Source organism: Pantoea dispersa (assembly GCF_035783935.1).
GTDB classification, from domain to species: Bacteria; Pseudomonadota; Gammaproteobacteria; order Enterobacterales; family Enterobacteriaceae; genus Pantoea; species Pantoea dispersa_C.
Genome location: NZ_JALKOV010000004.1, coordinates 61,164 through 83,548 on the forward strand (window position 1 = coordinate 61,164; position 22,385 = coordinate 83,548).

General features: G+C 57.3%; 21 protein-coding genes, 6 tRNA genes and 1 other RNA gene. 9 read left to right on the forward strand and 19 right to left on the reverse strand.

The genetic code is table 11. The features are described 5' to 3' along the window. The first annotated feature begins 118 nt into the window (after window positions 1-118). Entirely contained in the window at window positions 119-799 is a 681-nt protein-coding gene (locus MXF20_RS09595; RefSeq protein ID WP_325969037.1) for a response regulator transcription factor, read from the forward strand. After that, window positions 796-2,157, forward strand: coding sequence for an ATP-binding protein (locus tag MXF20_RS09600; RefSeq protein WP_325969038.1), 1,362 nt, complete (start codon window positions 796-798; stop codon window positions 2,155-2,157). Before MXF20_RS09595 ends, MXF20_RS09600 begins: the two co-directional genes overlap by 4 nt. A 245-nt stretch (window positions 2,158-2,402) precedes the next feature. Here MXF20_RS09600 and crr read toward each other — a convergent pair whose 3' ends face one another. The 6 genes from crr to cysZ form a co-directional block, all read right to left on the reverse strand. Further along, entirely contained in the window at window positions 2,403-2,906 is a 504-nt protein-coding gene (gene crr, locus MXF20_RS09605) for a PTS glucose transporter subunit IIA (protein ID WP_010617547.1), read from the reverse strand. Between the two features lie 42 nt (window positions 2,907-2,948). Next, on the reverse strand, window positions 2,949-4,676 hold the full coding sequence (gene ptsI, locus MXF20_RS09610) for a phosphoenolpyruvate-protein phosphotransferase PtsI (protein ID WP_021508081.1): 1,728 nt from the start codon (window positions 4,674-4,676) through the stop codon (window positions 2,949-2,951). A gap of 159 nt (window positions 4,677-4,835) precedes the next feature. Further along, window positions 4,836-5,093 (reverse strand): phosphocarrier protein Hpr, encoded by a 258-nt coding sequence (gene ptsH / locus MXF20_RS09615; RefSeq protein WP_007889063.1) that lies wholly within the window; start codon window positions 5,091-5,093, stop codon window positions 4,836-4,838. Between the two features lie 176 nt (window positions 5,094-5,269). Next, window positions 5,270-5,464 (reverse strand): hypothetical protein, encoded by a 195-nt coding sequence (locus tag MXF20_RS09620; RefSeq protein ID WP_021508082.1) that lies wholly within the window; start codon window positions 5,462-5,464, stop codon window positions 5,270-5,272. Between the two features lie 16 nt (window positions 5,465-5,480). Beyond that, complete coding sequence (gene cysK, locus MXF20_RS09625) at window positions 5,481-6,452, reverse strand: cysteine synthase A (RefSeq protein WP_021508083.1); 972 nt, start codon at window positions 6,450-6,452, stop codon at window positions 5,481-5,483. Between the two features lie 140 nt (window positions 6,453-6,592). Continuing rightward, window positions 6,593-7,354, reverse strand: coding sequence for a sulfate transporter CysZ (gene cysZ / locus MXF20_RS09630; RefSeq protein ID WP_325969040.1), 762 nt, complete (start codon window positions 7,352-7,354; stop codon window positions 6,593-6,595). Window positions 7,355-7,571: 217 nt separating this feature from the next. Here cysZ and zipA point away from each other — a divergent pair, with 217 nt between their 5' ends. The 3 genes from zipA (at window position 7,572) to MXF20_RS09645 (ending at window position 10,860) form a co-directional block, all read left to right on the forward strand. Continuing rightward, window positions 7,572-8,549 (forward strand): cell division protein ZipA, encoded by a 978-nt coding sequence (zipA, locus tag MXF20_RS09635; protein WP_325969041.1) that lies wholly within the window; start codon window positions 7,572-7,574, stop codon window positions 8,547-8,549. 72 nt (window positions 8,550-8,621) lie between these two features. Next, window positions 8,622-10,640 (forward strand): NAD-dependent DNA ligase LigA, encoded by a 2,019-nt coding sequence (ligA, locus tag MXF20_RS09640; protein ID WP_325969042.1) that lies wholly within the window; start codon window positions 8,622-8,624, stop codon window positions 10,638-10,640. A gap of 1 nt (window position 10,641) precedes the next feature. After that, window positions 10,642-10,860, forward strand: coding sequence for a DUF3820 family protein (locus MXF20_RS09645; protein ID WP_059011533.1), 219 nt, complete (start codon window positions 10,642-10,644; stop codon window positions 10,858-10,860). Between the two features lie 32 nt (window positions 10,861-10,892). Here the strand turns inward: MXF20_RS09645 and MXF20_RS09650 are convergent, their stop codons facing one another. Beyond that, window positions 10,893-11,894 (reverse strand): bile acid:sodium symporter family protein, encoded by a 1,002-nt coding sequence (locus MXF20_RS09650; RefSeq protein ID WP_325969045.1) that lies wholly within the window; start codon window positions 11,892-11,894, stop codon window positions 10,893-10,895. 101 nt (window positions 11,895-11,995) lie between these two features. On the opposite strand from MXF20_RS09650, the gene MXF20_RS09655 reads away from it, so the two are divergent. Beyond that, window positions 11,996-12,916 carry a LysR family transcriptional regulator gene (locus MXF20_RS09655; RefSeq protein WP_325969046.1) on the forward strand — a complete coding sequence of 307 codons (921 nt, stop codon included), beginning with the start codon at window positions 11,996-11,998 and terminating at the stop codon, window positions 12,914-12,916. On the opposite strand, the gene MXF20_RS09660 is transcribed toward MXF20_RS09655, so the two are convergent. From MXF20_RS09660 to MXF20_RS09685, 6 genes are all read right to left on the reverse strand, one after another. Continuing rightward, complete coding sequence (locus MXF20_RS09660; RefSeq protein ID WP_021508090.1) at window positions 12,913-13,269, reverse strand: FlxA-like family protein; 357 nt, start codon at window positions 13,267-13,269, stop codon at window positions 12,913-12,915. The two genes, MXF20_RS09655 and MXF20_RS09660, sit on opposite strands and share 4 nt — an antisense overlap. A 540-nt stretch (window positions 13,270-13,809) precedes the next feature. After that, window positions 13,810-13,946: non-coding RNA, RtT sRNA (locus MXF20_RS09665), on the reverse strand. Window positions 13,947-13,990: 44 nt separating this feature from the next. After that, window positions 13,991-14,066, reverse strand: a tRNA-Lys gene (locus tag MXF20_RS09670). A gap of 4 nt (window positions 14,067-14,070) precedes the next feature. Next, window positions 14,071-14,146 (reverse strand) — tRNA-Val (locus tag MXF20_RS09675). A 41-nt stretch (window positions 14,147-14,187) separates the two neighbouring features. Then, window positions 14,188-14,263: transfer RNA gene (locus MXF20_RS09680), tRNA-Val, on the reverse strand. Between the two features lie 41 nt (window positions 14,264-14,304). Further along, window positions 14,305-14,380, reverse strand: a tRNA-Val gene (locus tag MXF20_RS09685). A gap of 273 nt (window positions 14,381-14,653) precedes the next feature. On the opposite strand from MXF20_RS09685, the gene gltX reads away from it, so the two are divergent. Next, on the forward strand, window positions 14,654-16,075 hold the full coding sequence (gene gltX / locus MXF20_RS09690; RefSeq protein ID WP_325969047.1) for a glutamate--tRNA ligase: 1,422 nt from the start codon (window positions 14,654-14,656) through the stop codon (window positions 16,073-16,075). Between the two features lie 83 nt (window positions 16,076-16,158). On the opposite strand, the gene MXF20_RS09695 is transcribed toward gltX, so the two are convergent. Together MXF20_RS09695 and MXF20_RS09700 are read right to left on the reverse strand one after the other, a co-directional pair. Then, window positions 16,159-16,512 carry a YfeC-like transcriptional regulator gene (locus MXF20_RS09695; protein ID WP_058758359.1) on the reverse strand — a complete coding sequence of 118 codons (354 nt, stop codon included), beginning with the start codon at window positions 16,510-16,512 and terminating at the stop codon, window positions 16,159-16,161. A 111-nt stretch (window positions 16,513-16,623) separates the two neighbouring features. After that, entirely contained in the window at window positions 16,624-17,412 is a 789-nt protein-coding gene (locus MXF20_RS09700) for a formate/nitrite transporter family protein (RefSeq protein WP_021508241.1), read from the reverse strand. Between the two features lie 361 nt (window positions 17,413-17,773). On the opposite strand from MXF20_RS09700, the gene MXF20_RS09705 reads away from it, so the two are divergent. Next, a tRNA-Ala gene (locus tag MXF20_RS09705) sits at window positions 17,774-17,849 on the forward strand. 44 nt (window positions 17,850-17,893) lie between these two features. Then, a tRNA-Ala gene (locus MXF20_RS09710) sits at window positions 17,894-17,969 on the forward strand. Between the two features lie 125 nt (window positions 17,970-18,094). Here the strand turns inward: MXF20_RS09710 and MXF20_RS09715 are convergent. Genes MXF20_RS09715 through MXF20_RS09730 form a run of 4 tightly spaced genes read right to left on the reverse strand, consistent with a single transcriptional unit; the run spans window position 18,095 to window position 22,362 of the window. After that, a complete protein-coding gene (locus MXF20_RS09715) occupies window positions 18,095-19,711 on the reverse strand; it encodes a rhodanese homology domain-containing protein (RefSeq protein WP_325969049.1) in 1,617 nt (538 codons plus the stop codon). Next, window positions 19,704-20,294 (reverse strand): cysteine dioxygenase, encoded by a 591-nt coding sequence (locus tag MXF20_RS09720; protein WP_325969051.1) that lies wholly within the window; start codon window positions 20,292-20,294, stop codon window positions 19,704-19,706. Before MXF20_RS09720 ends, MXF20_RS09715 begins: the two co-directional genes overlap by 8 nt. Further along, window positions 20,291-21,274, reverse strand: a complete 984-nt coding sequence (locus MXF20_RS09725; RefSeq protein WP_325969052.1) for an ABC transporter substrate-binding protein — start codon at window positions 21,272-21,274, stop codon at window positions 20,291-20,293. Before MXF20_RS09725 ends, MXF20_RS09720 begins: the two co-directional genes overlap by 4 nt. Next, a complete protein-coding gene (locus tag MXF20_RS09730) occupies window positions 21,274-22,362 on the reverse strand; it encodes an LLM class flavin-dependent oxidoreductase (RefSeq protein WP_132464870.1) in 1,089 nt (362 codons plus the stop codon). The genes MXF20_RS09725 and MXF20_RS09730 overlap by 1 nt, the downstream gene beginning before the upstream one ends. Window positions 22,363-22,385: the final 23 nt, after the last annotated feature.

Consider the following 22,385-nt stretch of genomic DNA (forward strand, 5'->3'; position numbering starts at 1 on the left):
ATTGTCTATAGTCTCCCTGATTAAGCTGTGACGCGACCACTGTAAGGATCGCGTAAAACCGGCTGCTTTCCCGCGCCACTCAGGACAAAATAGCGGCAATTTTGTACGAGAGAAAAAGATGAAAATCCTGCTTGTTGATGACGATGTTGAACTTGGCACCATGCTGAGCCAGTACCTGATTGGCGAAGGTTTTGAAACCCAGCTGGTGCTGACCGGCAGCGCCGGGATTGAAGGGGCGCTGTCCGGCCACTACACCGCGATGATTCTCGACATCATGCTGCCGGATATGAGCGGCATTGATGTGCTGCGCCAGGTGCGCCAGAACAGCCGCCTGCCGGTGATCATGCTGACGGCGAAGGGCGACAATATCGATCGCGTTATCGGCCTGGAGATGGGCGCGGACGACTACGTGCCCAAACCGTGCTATCCGCGCGAGCTGGTGGCGCGTCTGCGCGCGGTGCTGCGTCGCTTCGAAGATCAGGCGCCGGTGCCGGATAAGAAAGAGGTGCTGCGCTGGGGCGAGCTCAGCCTGAATCCGGCCACGCGCATTACGGAGTGGCAGGGCAAAGCCTTTGATCTCACCGCATCGGAATTCAACCTGCTGGATCTGCTGCTGCGCGCGCCGGATCGCGTGGTGTCGAAAGATGAGCTGTCGGAGAAAGGGCTGGGTCGTCCGCGTGAAGCTTACGATCGCAGCGTGGATGTGCACATCAGTAATATTCGCCAGAAGCTGGCTGCGCTGACCGCTGACAGCGTGAATATCGAAACCGTGCGCAGCATTGGCTATCGCATTCGATGAAGCACAGCTACCGTGGCCGCATGTTCTGGAAGATTCTGCTGGGCTTCTGGATTGTGTTTGTGATGATCAGCCAGCTGTTGTGGCTGGGCTTTACCTTGTCGGGTAACCGCCACGAACCGCCGGAGATTGTGGCGGTGCGCCGTATCGTCAACCTGCAAATGGCTTCGGCGGTGTCGGTGCTGGAGCGCGGCGGCCCCAGTTCGCTCGACGATATGATGGCCGACTGGGAGCCGAACGATCGCCAGTTTTTCTCGGTGATTCAGCATGACAGACCGGCCACCACGCCGGATAACGCGCCGCCAGAGAGCTTTAATCAGCCGTTTCATGGGCCGTTTCCGCAGGTGATTGTGCGCTGGGTGAAAGGCGCTGACGGCAAAGAGTACGAGCTGCGTTATGACGTAAAAGGGCTGCGTGAAGACAGTTCGATGGGCGGCGGAGGTCCGCGCCGCATTCTGAATATTCCTGAGCCGATGTTCCTTTTTGCCGGGGCGCTGGGCCTGCTGTTCAGCCTGCTGCTGGCGTGGAACCTGACGCGGCCGATGCGCCAGCTGCGCGAAGGCTTTGCCCGCGTGTCGCGCGGTGATTTGTCGGTGCGGCTTTATCCGGTGATGCGCCGGCGCCATGATGAGCTGTCGATTGTGGCGCAGGATTTTGATGCGATGGTGGAGCGGCTGGATACGCTGGTTAAAGCGCGTGAGGAGCTGCTGCACGATATCTCGCACGAACTGCGCTCTCCGCTGGCGCGGCTGCAGCTAGCCACCGGTCTGGCGCGCCAGACGCCGGAGTCCGTGTTGTCTTCCCTGAATCGTATTGATGAAGAGGCGCGTCGTCTCGATAAGATGATCGGCGAGCTGCTGACGCTGTCGCGCGCTGAGCATGAGAGCATGCCTGGCGAGCAGTATTTTGACCTGACCGGGCTGCTGCACGCGGTGGTCACCGACGTGCGCTATGAAGCGCAGATCCCCGGCGTGGAAGTGGATTTCCTGGTGGATGAGAACGCGGATTATACCGTGCGCGGTAACGCCGAGCTGATCCGCCGTGGCGTGGAGAATGTGCTGCGGAACGCGCTGCGTTTCTCGCATCAGGGGCAGCATATCAGCGTGCGATTGCAGGCGGAGAATCAGTGGCTGGCGATTTGCGTGCGCGATCAGGGCCCGGGCGTGGATGATGAGAAGCTGTCGAGTATCTTCGATCCTTTTGTGCGGGTGAACTCACCGCTGATGGGTAAAGGCTATGGGCTCGGGCTGTCGATCGTACGCAAGGTGATTCTGGCACACCATGGTGAAGTGCAGGCGGTGAACCGTCCGGAAGGCGGACTGGAAGTGACGCTGCGGCTGCCGCGCTGGAAACAGGAATAAAATAATCACGCCAGGCGCAAACGGTCAGGACGACCGGACAGATCGCAAAGACGGCATAAACCGTCCCTGGGCCTCGTCCCGCGCCATCCATGGCGCGGGACGCTTTGCTCCTCTGCCCGGTCGTCCTGCCCTTAAACAGGCACAGTGCGCTTTGCCAGAAGTCATAGCCAGCAAATCATTTATCCACGTATTAAACAAACAAAAACGGCACCCATTGGGTGCCGTTTTCACGCTGTTAACGCGGTTTACTTCCTGATGCGGATCACCGGCGTTTCGCCCACGGTAACCTGACCGGAGAGTTTCACCAGGTCTTTGATCTCATCCATATTCGAGATCACGACCGGGGTCAGCGTGGATTTGGCTTTCTCTTCCAGCAGCGGCAGATCAAACTCGATCACCACATCGCCTTTTTTCACTTTCTGGCCTTCTTCAGCGATGCGTTTGAAGCCTTCGCCTTTCAGTTCTACCGTGTCGATACCGAAGTGCACGAACAGTTCGATGCCATTATCAGACTCGATAGAAAACGCGTGGTTGGTTTCGAAAATCTTGCCGATAGTGCCATCCACCGGTGCAACCATTTTGTTGCCAGTCGGTTTGATGGCGATACCATCACCAACGATTTTCTCTGCGAATACCACATCAGGTACGTCTTCGATGTTCACGATTTCGCCTGACAGAGGCGCAACGATATCGATAGTCCCTGACGCGCTCTCTGATTTATCGCCAAAAAGTTTAGAAAACAAACCCATGATCTTCTCCTAAGCAGTAATTTGGGGCCAGCGTCTCGTGGATCAGCAGAGCGTTTTTTCTTTGATGAACTTGTTGACCAGGTTCATCAAATCTTCCGCTGTGGGTTGAGCCAGAGCCTGCTCTGCCAGTGCCTTAGCATCTTCGAAATTGGTATTACGAATGATCTTCTTGATGCTTGGGATTGAAATGGCACTCATGCTGAATTCGTCCAGCCCCATTCCCAGTAACAGTAGTGTAGCACGTTCATCACCAGCCAGCTCACCACACATGCCGGTCCATTTCCCTTCGGCATGTGATGCGTCGATCACTTGCTTAATGAGGCCCAGTACAGATGGCGTCATTGGGTTATAGAGGTGTGAAATCAAATCATTACCACGATCGACCGCCAGAGTATACTGCGTCAGGTCATTTGTCCCAATACTAAAGAAGTCGACTTCTTTCGCCAGATGGCGGGCAATCACTGCGGAAGCCGGGGTTTCTACCATGATGCCCACTTCAATAGACTCATCAAAGGCTTTACCTTCTTCACGCAGCTGTGCCTTCAGCATCTCCAGTTCCGCCTTCAGGAAACGCACTTCTTCTACCGAGATGATCATCGGGAACATGATGCGCAGTTTGCCGAAGGAAGACGCACGCAGGATAGCGCGCAGCTGGGCATGCAGAATCTCTTTGCGGTCCATGGCGATACGAATCGCACGCCAGCCGAGGAACGGGTTCTCTTCTTTTGGCAGGTTCATGTACGGCAGATCTTTGTCGCCGCCGATGTCCATGGTACGTACGATCACCGCCTGGGAACCCATCGCTTCTGCGACGGCTTTGTAAGCCTGGAACTGCTCTTCTTCGCTTGGCAGTGAATCGCGGTCCATGAACAGGAATTCAGTGCGGTACAGACCTACACCTTCTGCGCCGTTGCGCTCAGCACCGGCGACATCACGCACGGTACCGATGTTGGCGCACACTTCAACCTGGTGGCCATCCAGCGTAATCGCTGGCAGATCTTTCAGTTTCGCCAGCTCGTGCTTCTCAGACAGATACTGCGTCTGAATCGCTTTCAGCTCTTCCTGCACGTCATCGGTCGGATTGACGTAAATCTTGTTGTTCACGCCATCGATGATCAGGAAGTCACCGTTTTTCACGGTAGCGGTCACGTTGCCGGTGCCAACAATCGCAGGCAGCTCCAGCGAACGCGCCATGATCGAGGTGTGCGAAGTCCGGCCACCCAGATCGGTAATAAAGCCCAGCACCTTTTTCAGGTTCAGCTGTGCGGTTTCGGATGGCGTCAGATCTTTCGCCACCAGAATGGATTCGTCAGCAATGGCGCTCAGGTCAACGATATGCAGACCCAGAATGTTCTGCAGCAGACGCTTGCCGATGTCACGTACGTCGGCCGCGCGCTCTTTCAGATATTCGTCGTCGAGCTCTTCCAGCGCTTTCGCCTGGCCTTCAACCACAGAGTGGGCGGCGGCGTCAGCGGTTACGTGATCTTTTTTAATCAGGTCGATGATTTCCTGCTCAAGCTCTTCGTCTTCGAGCAGCATGATGTGACCTTCAAAGATCGCCGCTTTCTCTTCACCGAAGGTTTCACCGGCTTTCACACGGATGGCTTCAAGCTGCCCGGCTGCTTTGCTGCGACCGTCGAGGAAGCGCTGAACTTCCTGCTCAACCTGGTCGTCAGTAATCTTTTTACGGCTGATGACGATCTCGTCTTCCTTCAGCAGCAGTGCTTTGCCGAAAGCGATACCCGGTGATGCTAAAATGCCTGAAATCATAACCCTACCTTTTAATCACGATGGCTCATTGACCCAATGCGTTGCCACTGTCGCGGAGCAGTACTCTAAGGAAGCAATAACGCGGACAGGTTGTCCGCGATCAACATAATTGCACTCAATGGGGCAAAGGAGTCGGTTTAATGGCTTGCCGGAGCGAAATTACTCCAGTTCAGCCATCAGTTTGACCAGATGCTCAACCGCCTGCTGCTCGTCTTCACCTTCCGCAGACAGGGTAACAACTGTACCCTGAGTCAGACCCAGAGTCTGCAGTTTGAACAGGCTTTTCGCGCTGGCAGATTTGCCGTTAGAGGTCACAGTGATTTCAGACTGGAAAGCCTTCGCTTCTTTCACGAACTGAGCTGCAGGACGGGTATGGAGGCCGTTAGGTGCGGTAATGGTAACTTCTTGCTGGAACATTCTATTTCCCCAACTTTATCAGGTTTGGTGTTATGGATCTAAAGTCTAGCCTGGAGCCGTAACTTTAGCCTGTGTAGGTGCGCTGGTATGGCATCACGCTGACCAAAAAATGCGCTTGAATGAAAAGTCATTTTTCGATGACGGATCAAAACTGCTGCAATTCGTCACTCTGCTGATTATGCCGTGATTCGCCGTTTCACCAAATCAGTAAATCGATTCAGCTTGATCCACTTCAAAGGCAGATTAATTTCAGGCACCGAAATAATTGGCTGCTTAAATACCAGAGCCGCATCACTGAAATCAATCTGCCCGGTGGTGAAAGTGAGATCTGCGCCACAAAAAAGCACCCATTTGGGTGCTTTTTTCATCATTTTCAGACTCTGACGCTTACTGCTGCAGCTCCTTTTCAGTGAACAGATCGGCAAACAGCGCCGTACTGAGGTAACGCTCACCGGAAGAGGGCAGAATCACCACAATGTTTTTGTTGGCGAAGGCTTCGTCTTCCTGCAGCTTGAGGGCAGCCGCCACCGCTGCGCCGGACGAGATACCGGCCAGAATGCCTTCTTCTTCCATCAGCTGGCGCGCCGTGCTGATCGCTTCTTCGTTGGTGATAGCCACCACGCGGTCAATCAGTTTCAGATCCAGGTTACCGGGAATGAAACCGGCACCGATACCCTGAATTTTGTGCGGACCCGGTTTGATCTCTTCGCCCGCCAGCGCCTGCGCGATGACCGGGGAATCGGTAGGCTCAACGGCCACGGTGATCAAATCCTGCTTGCCTTTAGTGTTCTTGATGTAGCGGCTCACGCCGGTCAGCGTACCGCCGGTACCCACGCCAGCGATGAATACGTCCACGGCGCCATCGGTGTCTTCCCAGATCTCCGGGCCGGTAGTCTTTTCGTGAATTTCCGGGTTGGCCGGATTGCTGAACTGCTGCAGCAGCACATATTTATCCGGATCGCTGGCAACAATCTCTTCGGCTTTGGCGATCGCGCCTTTCATGCCTTTTGGCCCTTCGGTCAGCACCAGATTGGCACCCAGCGCCTTCAGCAGTTTGCGACGTTCAATCGACATGGTCTCAGGCATGGTCAGCGTCAGCTTGTAGCCGCGCGCCGCAGCGACATAGGCCAGCGCAATCCCGGTGTTACCGCTGGTTGGCTCTACCAGCTCAACGCCCGGTTTCAGAATACCGCGTTTTTCTGCGTCCCAAATCATATTGGCACCGATACGGCATTTTACGCTGAAGCTCGGGTTACGCGACTCGACCTTCGCCAGAATGCGTCCATTACCGATGCGGTTCAGTCGAACCAGCGGCGTATGACCAATTGTCAGAGAGTTGTCTTCATAGATCTTACTCATAGCCCGTCCTTAACTGTATGAAATATTGGGAACCCTCAGAGCATACCTGTTCTGACCTTCGGCGGAAGGAAAGAAATCGTATATCTATATAGCCGTCGACCATAAGCCTGATGCAAAAATGCATAAGGCTTTTTGATGCATTATAGATGACGCGCATGCTGGCTGCGGTAGCGGTCAACCCACATGGCGGTGGCACCGCATACCGCGACCGGCATAATGGCGAGGTTGAGTATCGGGATCATGGTGAACAGGCTGACCAGCGCGCCGAACTGCATATTGGCGGTTTTGTGCTGGCGCAGCGCGGTGCGCATCTGAGGAAAACTCACTTTGTGGTTATCAAACGGATAGTCGCAATATTGCACCGACAGCATCCAGGCGCTAAACAGGAACCACAATACCGGTGCCACCGTCTGGCCAAAGCCGGGGATGAAGTAGAGCAGCAGCAGGCCCAGCGCGCGCGGCAAATAGTAGCCGAGCTTCTGTAACTCACGCTTCATGATGCGCGGAATGTCTTTCATCATGCCGAGCCAGCCGCTGTCTGGCAGCGGTTTTCCGGTCAGACGGCCTTCCAGCTGCTCGGCCAGCAGGCCGCAAAACGGCGCGGCGATCCAGTTGGCGATGGTGGAAAAGAAATAGCTGAATACCAGCACAATCGAAATCACCGACAGCGGCCACAGCAGATAACTCAGCCACTGCAGCCAGTCCGGCACGTGCGACATCAGCCGGGGGATCCACTGGCCGAGGCGCTGAAACAGCCAGACAAACGCGCCGCCCAGCAGCACAATGTTCACCAGCAGTGGGATGATAACGTAGCGGCGGATGCCCGGCAGACGCACCAGTTTCCAGCCCTGCGCAAAATAATGAATACCATTCATGGATGAGACCGAATTCTCAGCGGGCATAGCAAGCCTTTCTCCTTTATGTGGCGGCGCCAACATCATAACCTGGCTTTTTATCGGTGACAGGCGCACTTTGCGCGAAAAAACAGCAAAAAAGCGTGGGTGAGCTATCTTATTTGTCAGAAAATACTGCACAGACTTGCACTTGTGTAGCTGGGCAAATACAGTTAGAGGATAAAGTTTGCCGTGGTGGCAAGGTATTGGAACAACAGAGAATACAATGATGCAGGATTTGCGTCTGATATTAATCGTTGTTGGCGCGATCGCCATAATAGCGCTGCTTCTTCACGGACTGTGGACCAGCCGTAAAGAGCGCTCTTCTGTGTTTCGCGATCGCCCGCACAAACGTCTGAAACAGCGTGAAGAAGCGGATGACGATGATCTGCTGAACAGCGAAGACGATGGCGTCGGCGAAGTACGCGTGCGTCGCCAGCGTGATGCCGAAGACGAGCCGCATTTCGACGCGCCGGTCACCAAACCTGCTGCACCGCGTGCGCCGGAACCGGCACGTCAGCCGTTCCCACGTCATGATACCGCGCTGAGCGGCGACCCGCTGCTGGACGATGAACCTGTACGCCAGCCTGCACCACAACCGCAGGCGCCCGTGGCGCAGCCTGTCCCGCAGCCACAGCCACAACCCATTCAGGCCGATCCGCTGCTGGATAACGAACCGCTGTCCGCCACCCAGCCGGCACCGGAATTTACCGCCGCCGAGCCAGAGACCAGACAACCTGAACCTGCGCCGGTGCAGGAAACTGCGCCGCAGCCCGCTGCGCCAGGCAGTAAAAAAGAAACGGTGCTGGTGCTGCACGTTGCCGCGCACGCCGGTGGTGCACTGAACGGCGAAGCGCTACTGCAGGGCATTCTGCAGGCCGGCTTCCAGTTTGGTGAAATGAACATTTTCCATCGCCATCTCAGCCCGGCAGGCAGCGGTCCGGTGCTGTTCAGCCTGGCGAATATGGTCAAACCGGGTTCGTTCAATCCGGATGAAATGGGCGACTTTACCACGCCGGGCGTCTCAATCTTTATGATGGTGCCGTCGTACGGCGACGCCAACCAGAACTTTAAGCTGATGCTGCAATCCGCGCAGCGTATCGCCGATGATGTCGGTGGCGTAGTGCTGGATGATGAGCGTCGCATGATGACACCGCAAAAGCTGGAAACCTACAAAGCACGCATCCGCGAGGTTATTGGCTAAGCGCTGCCAGCAGCATCACCCTTTAACTAAATGACCCCCGCTTGCCGGGGGTTTTTTATCGGACGAGAGAATATGACATCGGTTCAGGAGCAGATCACCGCGCTGCGCACCACGTTACGCCACCACGAATATCTCTATCACGTGATGGATACGCCGGAAATTCCGGATGCAGAATATGACCGATTGATGCGCGAACTGCGTGAGCTGGAGAGCGCGCATCCCGATTTAATCACCCCGGATTCTCCCACCCAGCGCGTGGGCGCGGCACCGCTTGCCACCTTTGAACAGGTGCGCCATGAAGTGCCGATGCTGTCGCTTGATAACACCTTCGATGAAGCCGGGTTTCTTGCCTTCAATAAGCGCGTGCAGGATCGCCTGAAAAGCACCGACGATCTCACCTACTGCTGCGAGCTGAAGCTGGATGGTCTGGCGGTGAGTCTGCTGTATGAAAACGGCCTGCTGGTGCGTGCCGCCACGCGTGGCGATGGCACCACCGGCGAAAACATCACGGCGAACGTGCGCACCATTCACGCCATTCCGCTGCGCCTGCACGGCGACAATATTCCGGCGCGGGTAGAAGTGCGCGGCGAAGTATTCATGACCGAAAGCGGCTTTGAAAAACTGAACGAGGAAGCGCGACGCACCGGCGGCAAAGTGTTTGCCAACCCGCGCAATGCGGCGGCCGGCTCGCTGCGCCAGCTCGATCCGCGTATCACCGCGAAACGTCCGCTGACCTTCTTCTGCTACGGCTTTGGTCTGCTGGAGGGCGGCGAAATGCCCGCCAGCCACTGGCAGCGTCTGCAACAGTTTAAGGCCTGGGGATTACCGGTCAGCGACCGGATTCGCCTGGTGCACACCGCGGACGAAGCGCTGGCGTTCTATCGCCAGGTTGAGCAGGACCGTCCGTCGCTCGGCTTTGATATTGACGGCGTGGTGATCAAAGTCGACTCGCAGACGCTGCAGGAGCAGCTGGGCTTTGTGGCCCGCGCACCGCGCTGGGCGGTGGCATTCAAGTTCCCGGCGCAGGAGCAGATGACGGTGGTGCGCGACGTCGAGTTTCAGGTGGGACGTACCGGGGCGATTACGCCGGTGGCGCGCCTCGAACCGGTGCAGGTCGCGGGCGTGATAGTCAGTAATGCGACGCTGCACAACGCCGATGAAATCGCCCGGCTTGGGCTGCGCATCGGCGACAAAGTGGTGATTCGCCGCGCCGGTGACGTGATTCCGCAGGTAGTCAACGTAGTGGAGTCCGAGCGTCCGGCGGATGCGCGCGAGATTGTGTTCCCCAGCCACTGTCCGGTGTGCGGCTCTGACGTGGAGCGGGTGGAGGGCGAGGCGGTGACGCGCTGTACCGGTGGGCTGATTTGCGGTGCACAGCGTAAAGAGGCGCTGAAGCACTTTGTCTCACGCCGCGCGATGGACGTGGACGGCATGGGCGATAAAATCATCGACCAGCTGGTGGAAAAAGAGTATGTCACAACCCCGGCCGACCTGTTCCGTCTCACCGCCGGCAAGCTGACCGGACTGGATCGCATGGGGCCGAAATCGGCGCAAAACGTGGTGGACGCGCTGGAAAAAGCCAAACTCACCACGCTGCCGCGCTTCCTCTATGCGCTCGGCATCCGCGAAGTGGGCGAGGCGACTGCGGCCAACCTGGCAAACCACTTTGGCGAGCTGGAAAAGGTCATGAACGCCGATCTCGATGCGCTGATCGCGGTACAGGACGTCGGCAAAGTAGTGGCGGCGCACGTGCGCAACTTCATGGAAGAGGAGAGCAACCGCGAGGTGATCCGCCAGCTGACCGAAGAGGTGGGCGTGCACTGGCCGCCGGTGGTGGTGGTCAAAGCCGAGGAGATCGACAGCCCGTTCGCCGGAAAAACCGTGGTACTGACCGGTTCGCTGTCGCAGATGAACCGTGACGATGCCAAAGCGCAGCTGACGGCGCTGGGGGCGAAGGTCAGCGGCAGCGTATCGAAAAAAACCGATTTGCTGATCGCCGGTGAGGCCGCCGGTTCCAAGCTGGCAAAAGCGCAGGAGCTGGGGATTGCGGTGATCGACGAAGCCGAAATGATTCGCTTACTGGGCGCCTGAGATGGATAAGCAGCAGCTGGTTGAAATTGCCAATACCGCGATGCCGTTTGGCAAATACAAAGGACGGATGCTGATCGATCTGCCGGAAGAGTATCTGCTGTGGTTTGCGCGTAAAAATGAGTTTCCCGCCGGCAAACTGGGTGAGCTGATGCAACTGACGCTGGCGATCAAAATCGAAGGCTTACAGGGCTTGGTTAAACCGTTAAAGCGCAGTGAATAAGTGACAGGCCCGCGATTGCGGGCCTGATATTTTTATGACTTCTGCACTTCAATCTGCTGCTTCGCCAGCTTCTTCTCATTGCCGGCTTTATAGCGCTGGGCAATGAACGAGCACACCATCAGCTGGACCTGATGGAAGATCATCAGCGGCAGGACAATAATCCCCACTGCGCTGGCCGGGAACAGAATGTTGGCCATCGGCACACCGTTTGCCAGGCTCTTTTTCGAGCCGCAAAACAGCACCACAATCTCATCCGCACGGCTAAAGCCAAACAGCCGGGAAGCGCCAAGGTTGATCGCCAGTGCGACAAACAGAATCAGCAGGCTGCCGGCCAGAATCCACAGCAGGGTATCAACGCCGACGCGATGCCAGATGCCGTTAACCACCGCTTCACTGAACGCCGAATAGACCACCAGCAGAATCGAGGTTTGATCGGTTTTACCGATCAGACTGCGATGTTTCTCCACCCAGCCACCAATCCAGCGGCGTGCCAGGTGGCCCAGCACAAAGGGCACCAGCAGCTGCAGCATGATTTTACCAATCTGCTCCAGACCGTTGCCCGGCGCATCACTGTGCACATTCATCACCAGGTTAACCAGCAGCGGCGAAATAAAGACGCCCAGCAGGCTGGATGCGGAGGCAGCACACACCGCCGCGGCAACGTTACCGCCCGCCATGGAGGTGAAAGCAATGGCGGACTGTACGGTTGCCGGCAGGATGCACAGGTAGAGGAAACCCGTGTAAATCTCCGCGCCGACGTTAACCGGATGCCACCACACCAGCAGCAGGCCAAGAATCGGGAAAATCACGAAGGTGCTGCACATAATCCACAGGTGCAAACGCCAGTGGCTGCTGCCGGCGATGATTTTCTCGCGCGACAGTTTGGCACCGTGCATGAAGAACAGCAGGGCGATGGCCGCGGTGGTCAGGTATTCGAAGAAATCGACGAACCCGCCTTTGGCCGGGAAGAAGCTGGCCAGCAGCACGGTAATGATGAGTTTGACCATCATCGGGTCAAGTCGTAAAAAGCCCATTGTTACAATCCGGTTAAATGTAATAAATGATGCTGCTGATTGTGCGGCAGTTGCGTTTAGAAATAAAATTGATTTATTGCATTAATCTATGAGCGCAATCGATGAATTACACCTTACGACAGCTGCGCACCTTTGTGGCGGTGGCGCAGCACGGCAGTTTCAGTCAGGCAGGGCAGGCGATTGGGCTGAGCCAGTCGGCTGTCAGCCACAGTATTAAAGAGCTGGAAGCGGAAATGGGCGTGCGGCTGCTGGATCGTACCACGCGCGAGGTGTTACTGAGCGAAGCCGGGCAGCAACTGGCAACGCGGCTGGAACGACTGCTGGAGGAGCTCAATACCACGCTGCTGGATGTGCGCAGTTATGGCGAGCAGCGCAGCGGCACGGTACGCGTAGCCGCCAGCCAGACGCCATCGGCCCATCTGATGCCGCAATGTCTGGCCAGCAGCCAGCAGCGCTATCCCGACATCCGCGTGATTCTGCACGATCGCGTGCAGCAGTGGGTATTGCAGAGCGTGCGCAATGCGGAGGTCGATTTCGGCATCGTCATCGGTCCGCTGCAGGATGCCGATTTTGATAGCGAAGAGATTCTGCAGGAGCCGTTTTTACTGTTGTGTCATCAGGATGATGCGCTGGCGCAGGTGCAGCAGGCGCAGTGGTCGATGCTGGCTGGTCGCGCTATGGTGCTGCAGGATTACGCGTCGGGCAGCCGTTTGCTGGTCGATGCCGCCTTACAGCGGCTGGCGCTGGACGTGCAGGTGGTGCAGGAGATTGGCCATCCGGCCACGCTCTATCCGATGGTGGAGGCGGGCATTGGCATCAGTATTTTGCCGGCACTGGCGCTGCCGCTGCCGTCCGGTCGCAAACTGACGGTGCGCCGGCTCTATCCGGAAATTAACCGCAGTCTGATGCTGATTAAACGCAAAAACCGTTCACTCACGCCGGCAGCGGAGGCTATCTGGCAGGAAGTGCGTCAGCAGGCGGCGCTGCTGACGCAGGATCGCGCGCTTAATCCGGCGTTTTAAACATAAACGTCAAGTTGGTTGCTGTCGGTTGGGCGGTTGATGCCATCCGCTTTCACTGCAGTAACCTCCTGTTTCTCCTGCTTCTGCTCCGCTTTCTCCTTTTCCTGCTTCTGCAACTGCTGGATTTGCGCCTGCAGCAGCTGAATCTGCGCGTTAATCGTCTCCTGCTTATCCTTTCTTTGCTTCTCGGTCAGGCTTTTGTCCTTCGCAATGTCTTTCAGTTCATCGTTCAGGCTGGCGATTTGTTTGGTCAGGCTGGCGATTTTCGAGGCGCTATCGCTGCTGCCGGATGCGCTTCCGGATCCCGAAGTACTGCTGCTGCCAATATTGGTATTGGTCGAAATGGTGGTCATAACGTTCTCCTTGCAAATGTGCTCTTTGGTTATCGGAACGCAGTCGCTGCGGCTTGATAGTAAGAAGTGTTAAATTTGCGAAAAGGTTTCGCCAGGAATGAGGATGCGGAGTGGGACAGGGCGGGCACGGCCTCAGGCAGAGCGGGTGCTTTCTTCAAGGCTGAAGCGAAAAAGCGCCGTGAGAACGTAAGAGCGGTCAGGTAAGGCAACCGCAAATCGCACACTGTTTGTAGCGGCGCGATTCATCGCGTAATAAATTGCGCCGCTACCAAACGTGCAACCGTGGTTGAATGCAGTTTCAGCTTAACTGGCAGCCCGGGGGGACGTGAAGAAACGAAAAAGCGCCCTGAGGACGTAAGGGCAACCAGGTAGGCAACTGCAAATCGCACACCATTTGTAGCGGCGCGATTCATCGCGCAATAAATTGCGCCGCTACCAAATGTGCAACCGTGGTTGATTCAGTTGCAGCTTAACTGGCAGCCTGGGGGTGGGAGGTGAAGAAACGAAAAAAAGCGCCCAGTGGGCGCTTTTTCCTGAATTTGGTGGGTCGTGCAGGATATGCCTCGGCCCATCCGGGGCCTCGCCCTGCGGGTGATGCTGGCGCATCAGCCTGAATCGCTCCCGGCGATTCAGTCGAACCTGCAGCAGGTTCTCATCCTGCACGTTCAGCATCGGCGCGCAGAAACGAAAAAAGCGCCCTGAGGGCGCTCTTTTCTGAATTTGGTGGGTCGTGCAGGATTCGAACCTGCGACCAATTGATTAAAAGTCAACTGCTCTACCAACTGAGCTAACGACCCGAAGTGGTGGGTGATGACGGGCTCGAACCGCCGACCCCCTCCTTGTAAGGGAGATGCTCTACCAACTGAGCTAATCACCCACTTCGGTACTACTTAACAAGAGTGTCATCTGACTAAGATATGGTGGGTGATGACGGGCTCGAACCGCCGACCCCCTCCTTGTAAGGGAGATGCTCTACCAACTGAGCTAATCACCCATATCTTATCTCTTGTTCACTGCGGGCCATCTCATTAAGAGTGGTGGGTGATGACGGGCTCGAACCGCCGACCCCCTCCTTGTAAGGGAGATGCTCTACCAACTGAGCTAATCACCCCCGCTGTGTGGAGTCGCATTATAGGGATCCTTCGAAGTGAGTCAACGCTTTTTAAAACATAAATGTGCGTTCGCTTTAAATTTAGACATCATGCAGCGCTTTTAGCCAATGTGCTGGTTTTATTAGCAGAAAAACGCACTTCTGCCGGTGCAGCCAGCGTGACAGTGATTGAGGAATCAGCCTCACCTGCTAGAATGTGCGCACTGTTTTTCCGCGTTAACCCGTTTTTTTGTCATCCAGACAATGAAACCTGCGCATTTAAGGCAATGCTGAATGAAAATCAAAACTCGCTTCGCACCCAGCCCGACGGGCTACCTGCACGTCGGTGGTGCGCGTACTGCGCTTTACTCATGGCTTTATGCTCGCCATAACCAGGGCGAATTCGTCCTGCGCATCGAAGATACCGACCTGGAGCGTTCCACGCCGGAAGCGATCGAAGCCATCATGGATGGGATGAACTGGCTGAATCTCGACTGGGATGAGGGCCCGTACTACCAGACCAAACGCTTCGACCGTTACAACGACGTTATCGACGAAATGCTGGAAGCCGGTACTGCTTATAAATGCTATTGCTCGAAAGAGCGTCTGGACGCGCTGCGTGAAGAGCAGATGGAAAAAGGCGAGAAGCCACGTTATGACGGCCGCTGCCGCGACAGCCATGAACATCATGCTGCCGATGAGCCGTGCGTGGTGCGCTTCCGCAACCCGCAGGACGGTTCGGTGATTTTTGACGATCAGATCCGTGGCCCGATTGAATTCAGCAACCAGGAGCTGGATGATCTGATCATCCGCCGCACAGACGGTTCACCGACCTACAACTTCTGCGTGGTGGTCGACGACTGGGACATGGGCATCACCCACGTCATCCGTGGTGAAGACCATATCAACAACACGCCGCGTCAGATCAATATCCTGAAAGCGATTGGGGCGGAAGTGCCGACCTACGCGCACGTATCCATGATCCTCGGCGATGACGGTAAAAAGCTGTCCAAGCGTCACGGCGCGGTGGGCGTCATGCAGTATCGCGACGACGGCTATCTGCCGGAAGCGCTGCTTAATTATCTGGTGCGCCTCGGCTGGTCGCATGGCGATCAGGAGATTTTCAGCGTGCCGGAAATGACCGAACTGTTCACCCTTGATGCGGTGAGCAAATCGGCCAGCGCCTTCAACACCGAGAAACTGCAGTGGCTCAACCATCACTACATTAATACGCTGCCGCCAGAATATGTCGCGACCCAGCTGCAGTGGCACATTGAGCAGCAGAATATCGATACCCGCACCGGACCGGAGCTGGCGAAGCTGGTGACGCTGCTGGGTGAGCGCTGCAAAACGCTGGTCGAAATCGCCGCGTCCTGCCGCTACTTCTATGAAGAGTTTGACGCCTTTGATGCGGACGCAGCGAAAAAGCATCTGCGTCCGGTGGCGCGTCAGCCGCTGGAAGTGGTGCGCGACAAGCTGGCGGCCATCAGCGACAGCGACTGGAATGCGGCAAACGTGCATCACGCCATTCAGGCTGCTGCGGATGAACTTGAGCTCGGCATGGGCAAAGTCGGTATGCCGCTGCGCGTTGCCGTAACCGGCGCCGGTCAGTCGCCTGGGCTGGACGTCACGGTGGAAGCCATCGGCCGCAGCCGCAGCGTGGCGCGTATCGAAAAAGCGCTGGCGTTCATCGCGGAGCGTGAAGCACAGGCCTGATTGCATTGAACAGCGGCCTGTCAGGCTGCTGTGATAAGGCAGGCAACAAAAAAGCCGGAAGCATCTCACTGCTTCCGGCTTTTCTATTCTTCCTGGATTCCCAACCGCTGTAACACGCCCCTGATCCCTTCCCGCAATAACAGCGCCGCCAGTTGTTCCTGTTCGGTGGCCGTCATTTGCTGGACAGAATTTATTAATAACGCAGGTAACGTATTTTGCTGAGCGCCGTAATTCGCCGCCGGTTCGTTTGCATGGCGGGTGGACTGAATAAAGCTTTTTACACGCTCATCAATGTGGATTAATCGCGCCTTACCGCCCTGTACACCGGGCTTGGGCGTGGTCGTCCAGTTTTCACGCTTGATCCATTTATTCACCGTCTGCCGACTGTAGCCCGTTTCCAGCGCGAGCTCTTCGGGAGTGAGCCATTCCTTTTTCACGATGCTGTCCCTGTTAAATACATTAGCTCTACATATTACAACAAAACGTTACGGGGAAAAGTAATCAAGGCAGAAAATGCCTTTTGCTGTGCGACAAAAGGCAAAATCGGTTTACTGCGCTTCGCTGACCGCCGCTTGTGCCGGACGGAAGGCGAGGAAATAGGTGAGGCCAACAAAGATCGCACCGCCCACACCGTTCCCTAAAAACACCGCAACCACGTTCGGTGCAAATTCTGCCCAGCTCATCTGCCCGGCGAAAATTGCGGCAGGCACGATAAACATGTTGGCCACCACGTGCTGGAAACCGATTGCCACGAAGGCCATCACCGGGAACCACATGCCGAAGATTTTGCCGACCATGTCTTTACTGGCGAAGGCCAGCCACACCGCCAGGCACACCAGCCAGTTACAGCCGATGCCAGAGATGAACGCGTGCATGAAATCCGCATTCACTTTGGCATGCGCGATCGCCACGGTTTTCTTCAGATAGTCGCCTTCGGTCATGCCGAGCAGATGGCCAAAGAACCATGCTACCGCAACGCTGCCAATAAAATTGGCGATGGTGACCCAAAACCAGTTACGCAGCACGCTGAAACCGCTAATGCGGCGCGCGAACCAGGCAATGGGCAGGGTCATCATGTTGCCGGTCAGCAGTTCGCCGCCCGCCAGTACGGTCAGAATCAGCCCGACCGGGAATACCGCCGCACCGAGGAAGCCGGCAAACGAGCCCCATTCAGCAGGCAGCTGGTTAATAACGTGCAGATCGAGCAGGAAGCCGGTGGCGATAAACGCGCCAGCCATGAAGCCAAGAATTAATAAGGTGGAAACCGGCAGACGGCTTTTAGCCACGCCGGCCTGAATCGCCAGTTGCGCGATCTCTTTGGGTGTATGCAGCGACATAGTTCACTTTTCTATTATTAAACAAGGAGGACGTGCTGGCCGGTTAGTGAGTGATTACCCTGGATGGCTAACCGGTTAATTAGCGCGCTAAGTTTTACACGCACCATTAACGAAAACAAGCCTGGCGCTAACATCTTTAACCTAAAGTTAACCTCGGCGTAGGGCACCGTTGAGGCGGCGTTAAGATAATGGCTGAGGACAGGGATGACGAGCGCGCGCTGCGCTGAAAAAAAAGCCACGGCGACACAGGGTTGCCGCCTTTTTCAGCGATCGCACGCAGAACGAGAATTTGCCGTTGACACTCAAACAGCGGTCTCATATTATGCCGTCCGTCGAGGTAACTCGGCGGTTTTTTCGGTACGGGGCTATAGCTCAGCTGGGAGAGCGCTTGCATGGCATGCAAGAGGTCAGCGGTTCGATCCCGCTTAGCTCCACCAAACCGCTCCCAACGGTTTGCACTGAAAAAACGATTTCCAGATGTGGGGGTATAGCTCAGCTGGGAGAGCGCTTGCATGGCATGCAAGAGGTCAGCGGTTCGATCCCGCTTATCTCCACCAATTCTCTGTTCGTTCAGAACAAACATATTCACAACCCGATAATAACACTGCCCGTTTGCACAGTGTGACGTTGCATTCGCCGACTGGCTGCGCGCAATGGCGCTGACCTGCAGCGCCTTTCCGTGTTAAACCGTCACGGCCTGTGGCTGCTGTTGCAGCACGCGAAATCCGTGAGTGCCGTCGCGATCCAGTTGCGCCACCAGACCATATTCCCAGTCGAGATAGGCCTGCATCACGTCCGGTTCAATATCGGTGCCTTCGTACGGGCGGCGATAACGATCGATGGGCGGCGAGAGCAGGTGTTGCTCGCCCTGTTCAGTGGGCAGACCGGCGGCGCGCCAGGCTGCATTGCCTCCTGCCAGCACCTGAACCGGTTTGCCGGTCAGCGTGGCAATTTGCTCCACAGCATAGCTGGCCAGCAGGCTGCTGCCGCAGGTCAGCACATAGCGGCCTGCATCGGGCAGTAATGCCTTGCCCTGCTGCTGCAGGGTGGAACGCAGCAGCCAGGCCGCACCGGGAATATGGCTGTTGCGGTAATTGGCGAGCGTGGTGAAATCCAGCACCTGCGTATCGCCAGCAGCCAGCCACTCGGCCAGCTGCGCGGGGGAGACCGATTCCGGCGCAGCAACCGGCGCGACCTGCGGCTGCCAGCTACCGACAGCGCTAAAATCGCTGGCCTGCAACGCGTCAGGCACCGCCACCTGCCAGCCAAGCTGCGCCAGCCAGGAGCCGGCCATATTGGCGCGGACACCATCATCATCCACCAGCACGATACGCGCACCGCGCACGCTGGCGTAGTGATCGGTTTCCTGTACCAGCTGGCCGCCCGCCACGTGACGGCTGCCCGGCAGGTGACCGGCGGCGTACTCTTCGGCATCACGCACATCAAACAGGTAGGTGGTGCGTGCTTCCTGCTGCCAGCGCGTCAGCGTCGCCAGAGAAATGCGTGTCACGCCGGCGCGATCGGCAATGGCGCGGGCCTGGCTCGCGGCCTGACGTTGCGCGGTTTCGCTGGTGTTGCCATAGCGGCGGCTCTGCCCATGCTCCAGCGCATGACCGGCCAGCGTCCAGCCAATGGTGCCGTTGCGCAGCGCGAATACCGGATTACGAACACCGGCATTGATCAGCGACTGCGTGCCAATAATGCTGCGCGTGCGTCCGGCGCAATTCACAATCACCGTGGTGCGCGGTGAGGGGGCTAAATCGCGCACGCGCAGCACCAGTTCGCCGCCCGGTACGCTGGTGGCGCCCGGAATGCTCATGGTGTGATATTCATCGAAGCGTCGCGCATCCAGCACCACCACGTCGGCATTATTGCTAATCAGCGCCTGTACCTCATCGGCGGAGAGCGAAGGCGTGCGGGCATGATGTTCTACCAGTTCACCAAACGCTTTGCTGGGTGAATTGACATCGATAAACAGCTCGCCACCAGCCGCCTGCCAGCCGGCTAAATCATCGGCCAGTAACGTGACCTGCTGATAACCCAGCGCGGCGATACGTTCCGCGGCGGTCTGCGCCAGGCCTTCGCCGTTGTCATACAGCGTAATGGCGGTGTGACGCTGGGGAATGCGGTCCAGCAGCTCCAGCTCCAGCTTTGACAGCGGAATGTTGACCGCAAACAGCGGATGGCCGGTGGCATACAGCGCCTCATCGCGCACGTCAATGATCGCCACTTCCTGTTGCTGGCGCAGCGCTGTCAGCAGTTCCGCCGCCTGGCGAAACGGGAAAACCGGTTTAGTCATGTGAAAGGTCCCAAATGTTAGGTAGATAACGGTTGCTGTAACCGGAAATGAAGCGCTTTGCGTGGCCGTCGGCGGTGTAAACCGCGCGCTCAACCGCGCCGATATTGGCGCCATACACGTGGATACTGACAGAGACGCGATCGTCATATGCGTTGCTGACACGGTGGATATCACCGATCGTCGGCGACACTGCCTCCACGCTGCCGGGTTCCAGCCGCACCGGCGCACTTTCCGCCTGTAAACCGTGCGGGCCCGGCTGCCACGATTGTGAAATCTCGGCGCCGCGCAGCATGCCAATCAGGCCCCAGACGCGGTGATCGTGAATCGGTGTCTGCTGACCCGGCCCCCAGACAAAACTCACCACGGAAAAGCGCTGCTGCGCATCGGCATACAGCAGATATTGCTGATAGTGCTGCGGATGAGGCTGGGTAAACGCCTCATCCAGCCAGTCATCGTGGCGAATCAGTTCGGCCAGCCAGCCGCTGCCCTGCCGCAAAATGGTCGCTTCATCCGGCTGGCTGTTGAGCAGGGTGGCCAGCCGGGCGACGAAGGTGCGCAGGCGATGGTGCTGATAATCACTCATGATTTGTCTCCCGGCGCGTGTCGGGCGATGCGGTTAGCGGCGGCGGACAGGCTGAAGTCAAACGCCTGGCTGACATCAACCTGTTTCGGCAACACCTGGTAACGATGGAAAAAATCGGCGGATTTCTGCAGCGTGGCAATCAGGTGCGTGTCAAACACCAGCGGGCGAATGCGCGCATCGTCAATCCAGCTGCGAGTTATTGCGGTGGGCATATTCAGGGTTTGGCTCAGCACGCCGGCGAATTCCTGCGGATGGTGTTGCGCCCAGATTTGCGCCCTCGCCAGGCGCGCCAGCAGGTCGGCAATTGCTTCCCGCTTGCCGGCGTCCTGCAACGCTTCATTACGGGCCAGCGCGTAGGAGTAACCGGACATAATGCCTTTACCGCCGCCGTCCGGCACGCGCACCGTGCCGTCGATGGCGGTCGAGGTAGCGATATAAGGCTCCCACGGTGCCCAGGCCGCGACCGCACCGGACGTCAGCGCCGCGCGGCCATCCACCGGTCCGAGGAAGCGCAGCGTGACATCCTGCGGCGTCAGGCCAGCGCGCTCCAGCAGACCCAGCAGCAGATAATGTCCCCAGCCGCCGCGGTTGACCGCGATCTGCTTACCTTTCAAATCCTGCAGCCGGTGAATGCCGGCGTCGGGGCGGGTCAGCAGGGCAATGCTGTCCGGGTTATTCTGCCAGGCTCCCACGGCTTTCACCGGCGCGCCTGCCGCATAGACAAACAGAAACGGCAAATCGCCGGTAAAGCCAACGTCGAGCGCTCCGGCATTGAGCGCTTCCTGCACCGGCGCGCCGGAGTCAAAGGCGGTGAGCTTAAGATCGTAAGGCAGATTATTCAGTTCGCCCGAGGCTTTCAGGGCGGCAAAACGATCGCCTTTAACATCGCCGAGGCGCAGCGTGACTTTATCGGCCGCCAGCAGCGGCTGAAGTGACGCGAGGGCCAGCACAACACCGGCAAACAGAGCGACAAGACGCATCAGGCGCTCCTTTTTTCAGTGGCGCTGAGCGCAGCCACTTTTTCACGCGTCAGCGGCAGCAGTTCACGGCCGTATTCCACCGCGTCATTCAGCGGATCAAACCCGCGGATTAACACGCTATGAATGCCGAGGCGATAGTAATCGAGCAGCGCCTCAGAAACCTGATCCGGCGTGCCGACCAGCGCGGTGGAGTTGTAGCCGCCCTGCACCAGTTTTGCTACGCCGGTCCACAGCACTTTGTCGTGGCGATCGCTCTCATGCGCCGCCGCCAGCAGACGCTGCGCACCGACACTCTGCGGCTTCGGCAAACCAAAGGTATAGCCGGTCTCCGCCAGCTGCTTCTCTGCGGTGGCGCGGATGTGTTCGGCGCGCTCCCAGGCTTCTTTTTCGGTATTACCCAGAATAGGCCGGAATGAGATGTTAAACGCAATCTGGCGCCCCTGCGCGGCGGCTGCCGCACGCACGTTACGTACCGTCTCGGCCGCGCCTTTTAACGGTTCGCCCCACAGCGCGAAGACATCGGCATGCCGCGCCGCCACGTCAATCGCTTCCTGTGACGATCCGCCGAAATAGATCGGCAGCTTATGTTGCAGCGGTTTAATGGCAGAGAAAGCCTGTTCGGCCTGGTAAAACCGGCCCTGATGATCGTAAGGCTGTGGCGATTCCAGGCTCTGTTTCAGCACGCTGAGAAATTCGTCGGTGCGGGCATAGCGTTCAGCCTTGCTGAGAAAATCACCGTCGCGGCGCTGTTCGCTGTCGCTGCCGCCGCTAATAATATGCACGGCCAGGCGGCCGTCGGTGAGATGGTCGAGCGAAGCCAGCTTGCGAGCCGCCAGCGTGGGCGCGACAAATCCCGGACGGTGCGCCAGCAGGAATTTAATCTTTTGCGTATGCGCCGCTGCGTGAGCGGTGACCAGGAAGCCATCGGGTTGATCGGACCAGTAGCCGACAAGGATGCGATCGAAACCGGCCGCTTCATGGGCGCGGGCAAAGCGGGCAATGTAGTCTTTATCGAATAACGTGCCGGACGCGGGGATGATTTCTGAGGCAAGCCGGTGGCCAATCATGCCGAGGAACTGAATGCTCATGCGATTCTCCTGAGGTAAGGTCA

Coding starts and splice junctions, on each gene's coding strand:
- MXF20_RS09700 (WP_021508241.1), bottom strand. CDS start 17,412: ATGTCGCTGCATACACCCAAAGAGATCGCGCAACTGGCGATTCAGGCC.
- MXF20_RS09725 (WP_325969052.1), bottom strand. CDS start 21,274: ATGCGTCTTGTCGCTCTGTTTGCCGGTGTTGTGCTGGCCCTCGCGTCA.
- MXF20_RS09715 (WP_325969049.1), bottom strand. CDS start 19,711: ATGACTAAACCGGTTTTCCCGTTTCGCCAGGCGGCGGAACTGCTGACA.
- ptsH (WP_007889063.1), bottom strand. CDS start 5,093: ATGTTCCAGCAAGAAGTTACCATTACCGCACCTAACGGCCTCCATACC.
- zipA (WP_325969041.1), top strand. CDS start 7,572: ATGATGCAGGATTTGCGTCTGATATTAATCGTTGTTGGCGCGATCGCC.
- MXF20_RS09720 (WP_325969051.1), bottom strand. CDS start 20,294: ATGAGTGATTATCAGCACCATCGCCTGCGCACCTTCGTCGCCCGGCTG.
- MXF20_RS09595 (WP_325969037.1), top strand. CDS start 119: ATGAAAATCCTGCTTGTTGATGACGATGTTGAACTTGGCACCATGCTG.
- MXF20_RS09655 (WP_325969046.1), top strand. CDS start 11,996: ATGAATTACACCTTACGACAGCTGCGCACCTTTGTGGCGGTGGCGCAG.
- gltX (WP_325969047.1), top strand. CDS start 14,654: ATGAAAATCAAAACTCGCTTCGCACCCAGCCCGACGGGCTACCTGCAC.
- MXF20_RS09600 (WP_325969038.1), top strand. CDS start 796: ATGAAGCACAGCTACCGTGGCCGCATGTTCTGGAAGATTCTGCTGGGC.
- MXF20_RS09650 (WP_325969045.1), bottom strand. CDS start 11,894: ATGGGCTTTTTACGACTTGACCCGATGATGGTCAAACTCATCATTACC.
- ligA (WP_325969042.1), top strand. CDS start 8,622: ATGACATCGGTTCAGGAGCAGATCACCGCGCTGCGCACCACGTTACGC.
- crr (WP_010617547.1), bottom strand. CDS start 2,906: ATGGGTTTGTTTTCTAAACTTTTTGGCGATAAATCAGAGAGCGCGTCA.
- cysZ (WP_325969040.1), bottom strand. CDS start 7,354: ATGCCCGCTGAGAATTCGGTCTCATCCATGAATGGTATTCATTATTTT.
- cysK (WP_021508083.1), bottom strand. CDS start 6,452: ATGAGTAAGATCTATGAAGACAACTCTCTGACAATTGGTCATACGCCG.
- MXF20_RS09645 (WP_059011533.1), top strand. CDS start 10,642: ATGGATAAGCAGCAGCTGGTTGAAATTGCCAATACCGCGATGCCGTTT.
- ptsI (WP_021508081.1), bottom strand. CDS start 4,676: ATGATTTCAGGCATTTTAGCATCACCGGGTATCGCTTTCGGCAAAGCA.
- MXF20_RS09730 (WP_132464870.1), bottom strand. CDS start 22,362: ATGAGCATTCAGTTCCTCGGCATGATTGGCCACCGGCTTGCCTCAGAA.
- MXF20_RS09660 (WP_021508090.1), bottom strand. CDS start 13,269: ATGACCACCATTTCGACCAATACCAATATTGGCAGCAGCAGTACTTCG.
- MXF20_RS09620 (WP_021508082.1), bottom strand. CDS start 5,464: ATGATGAAAAAAGCACCCAAATGGGTGCTTTTTTGTGGCGCAGATCTC.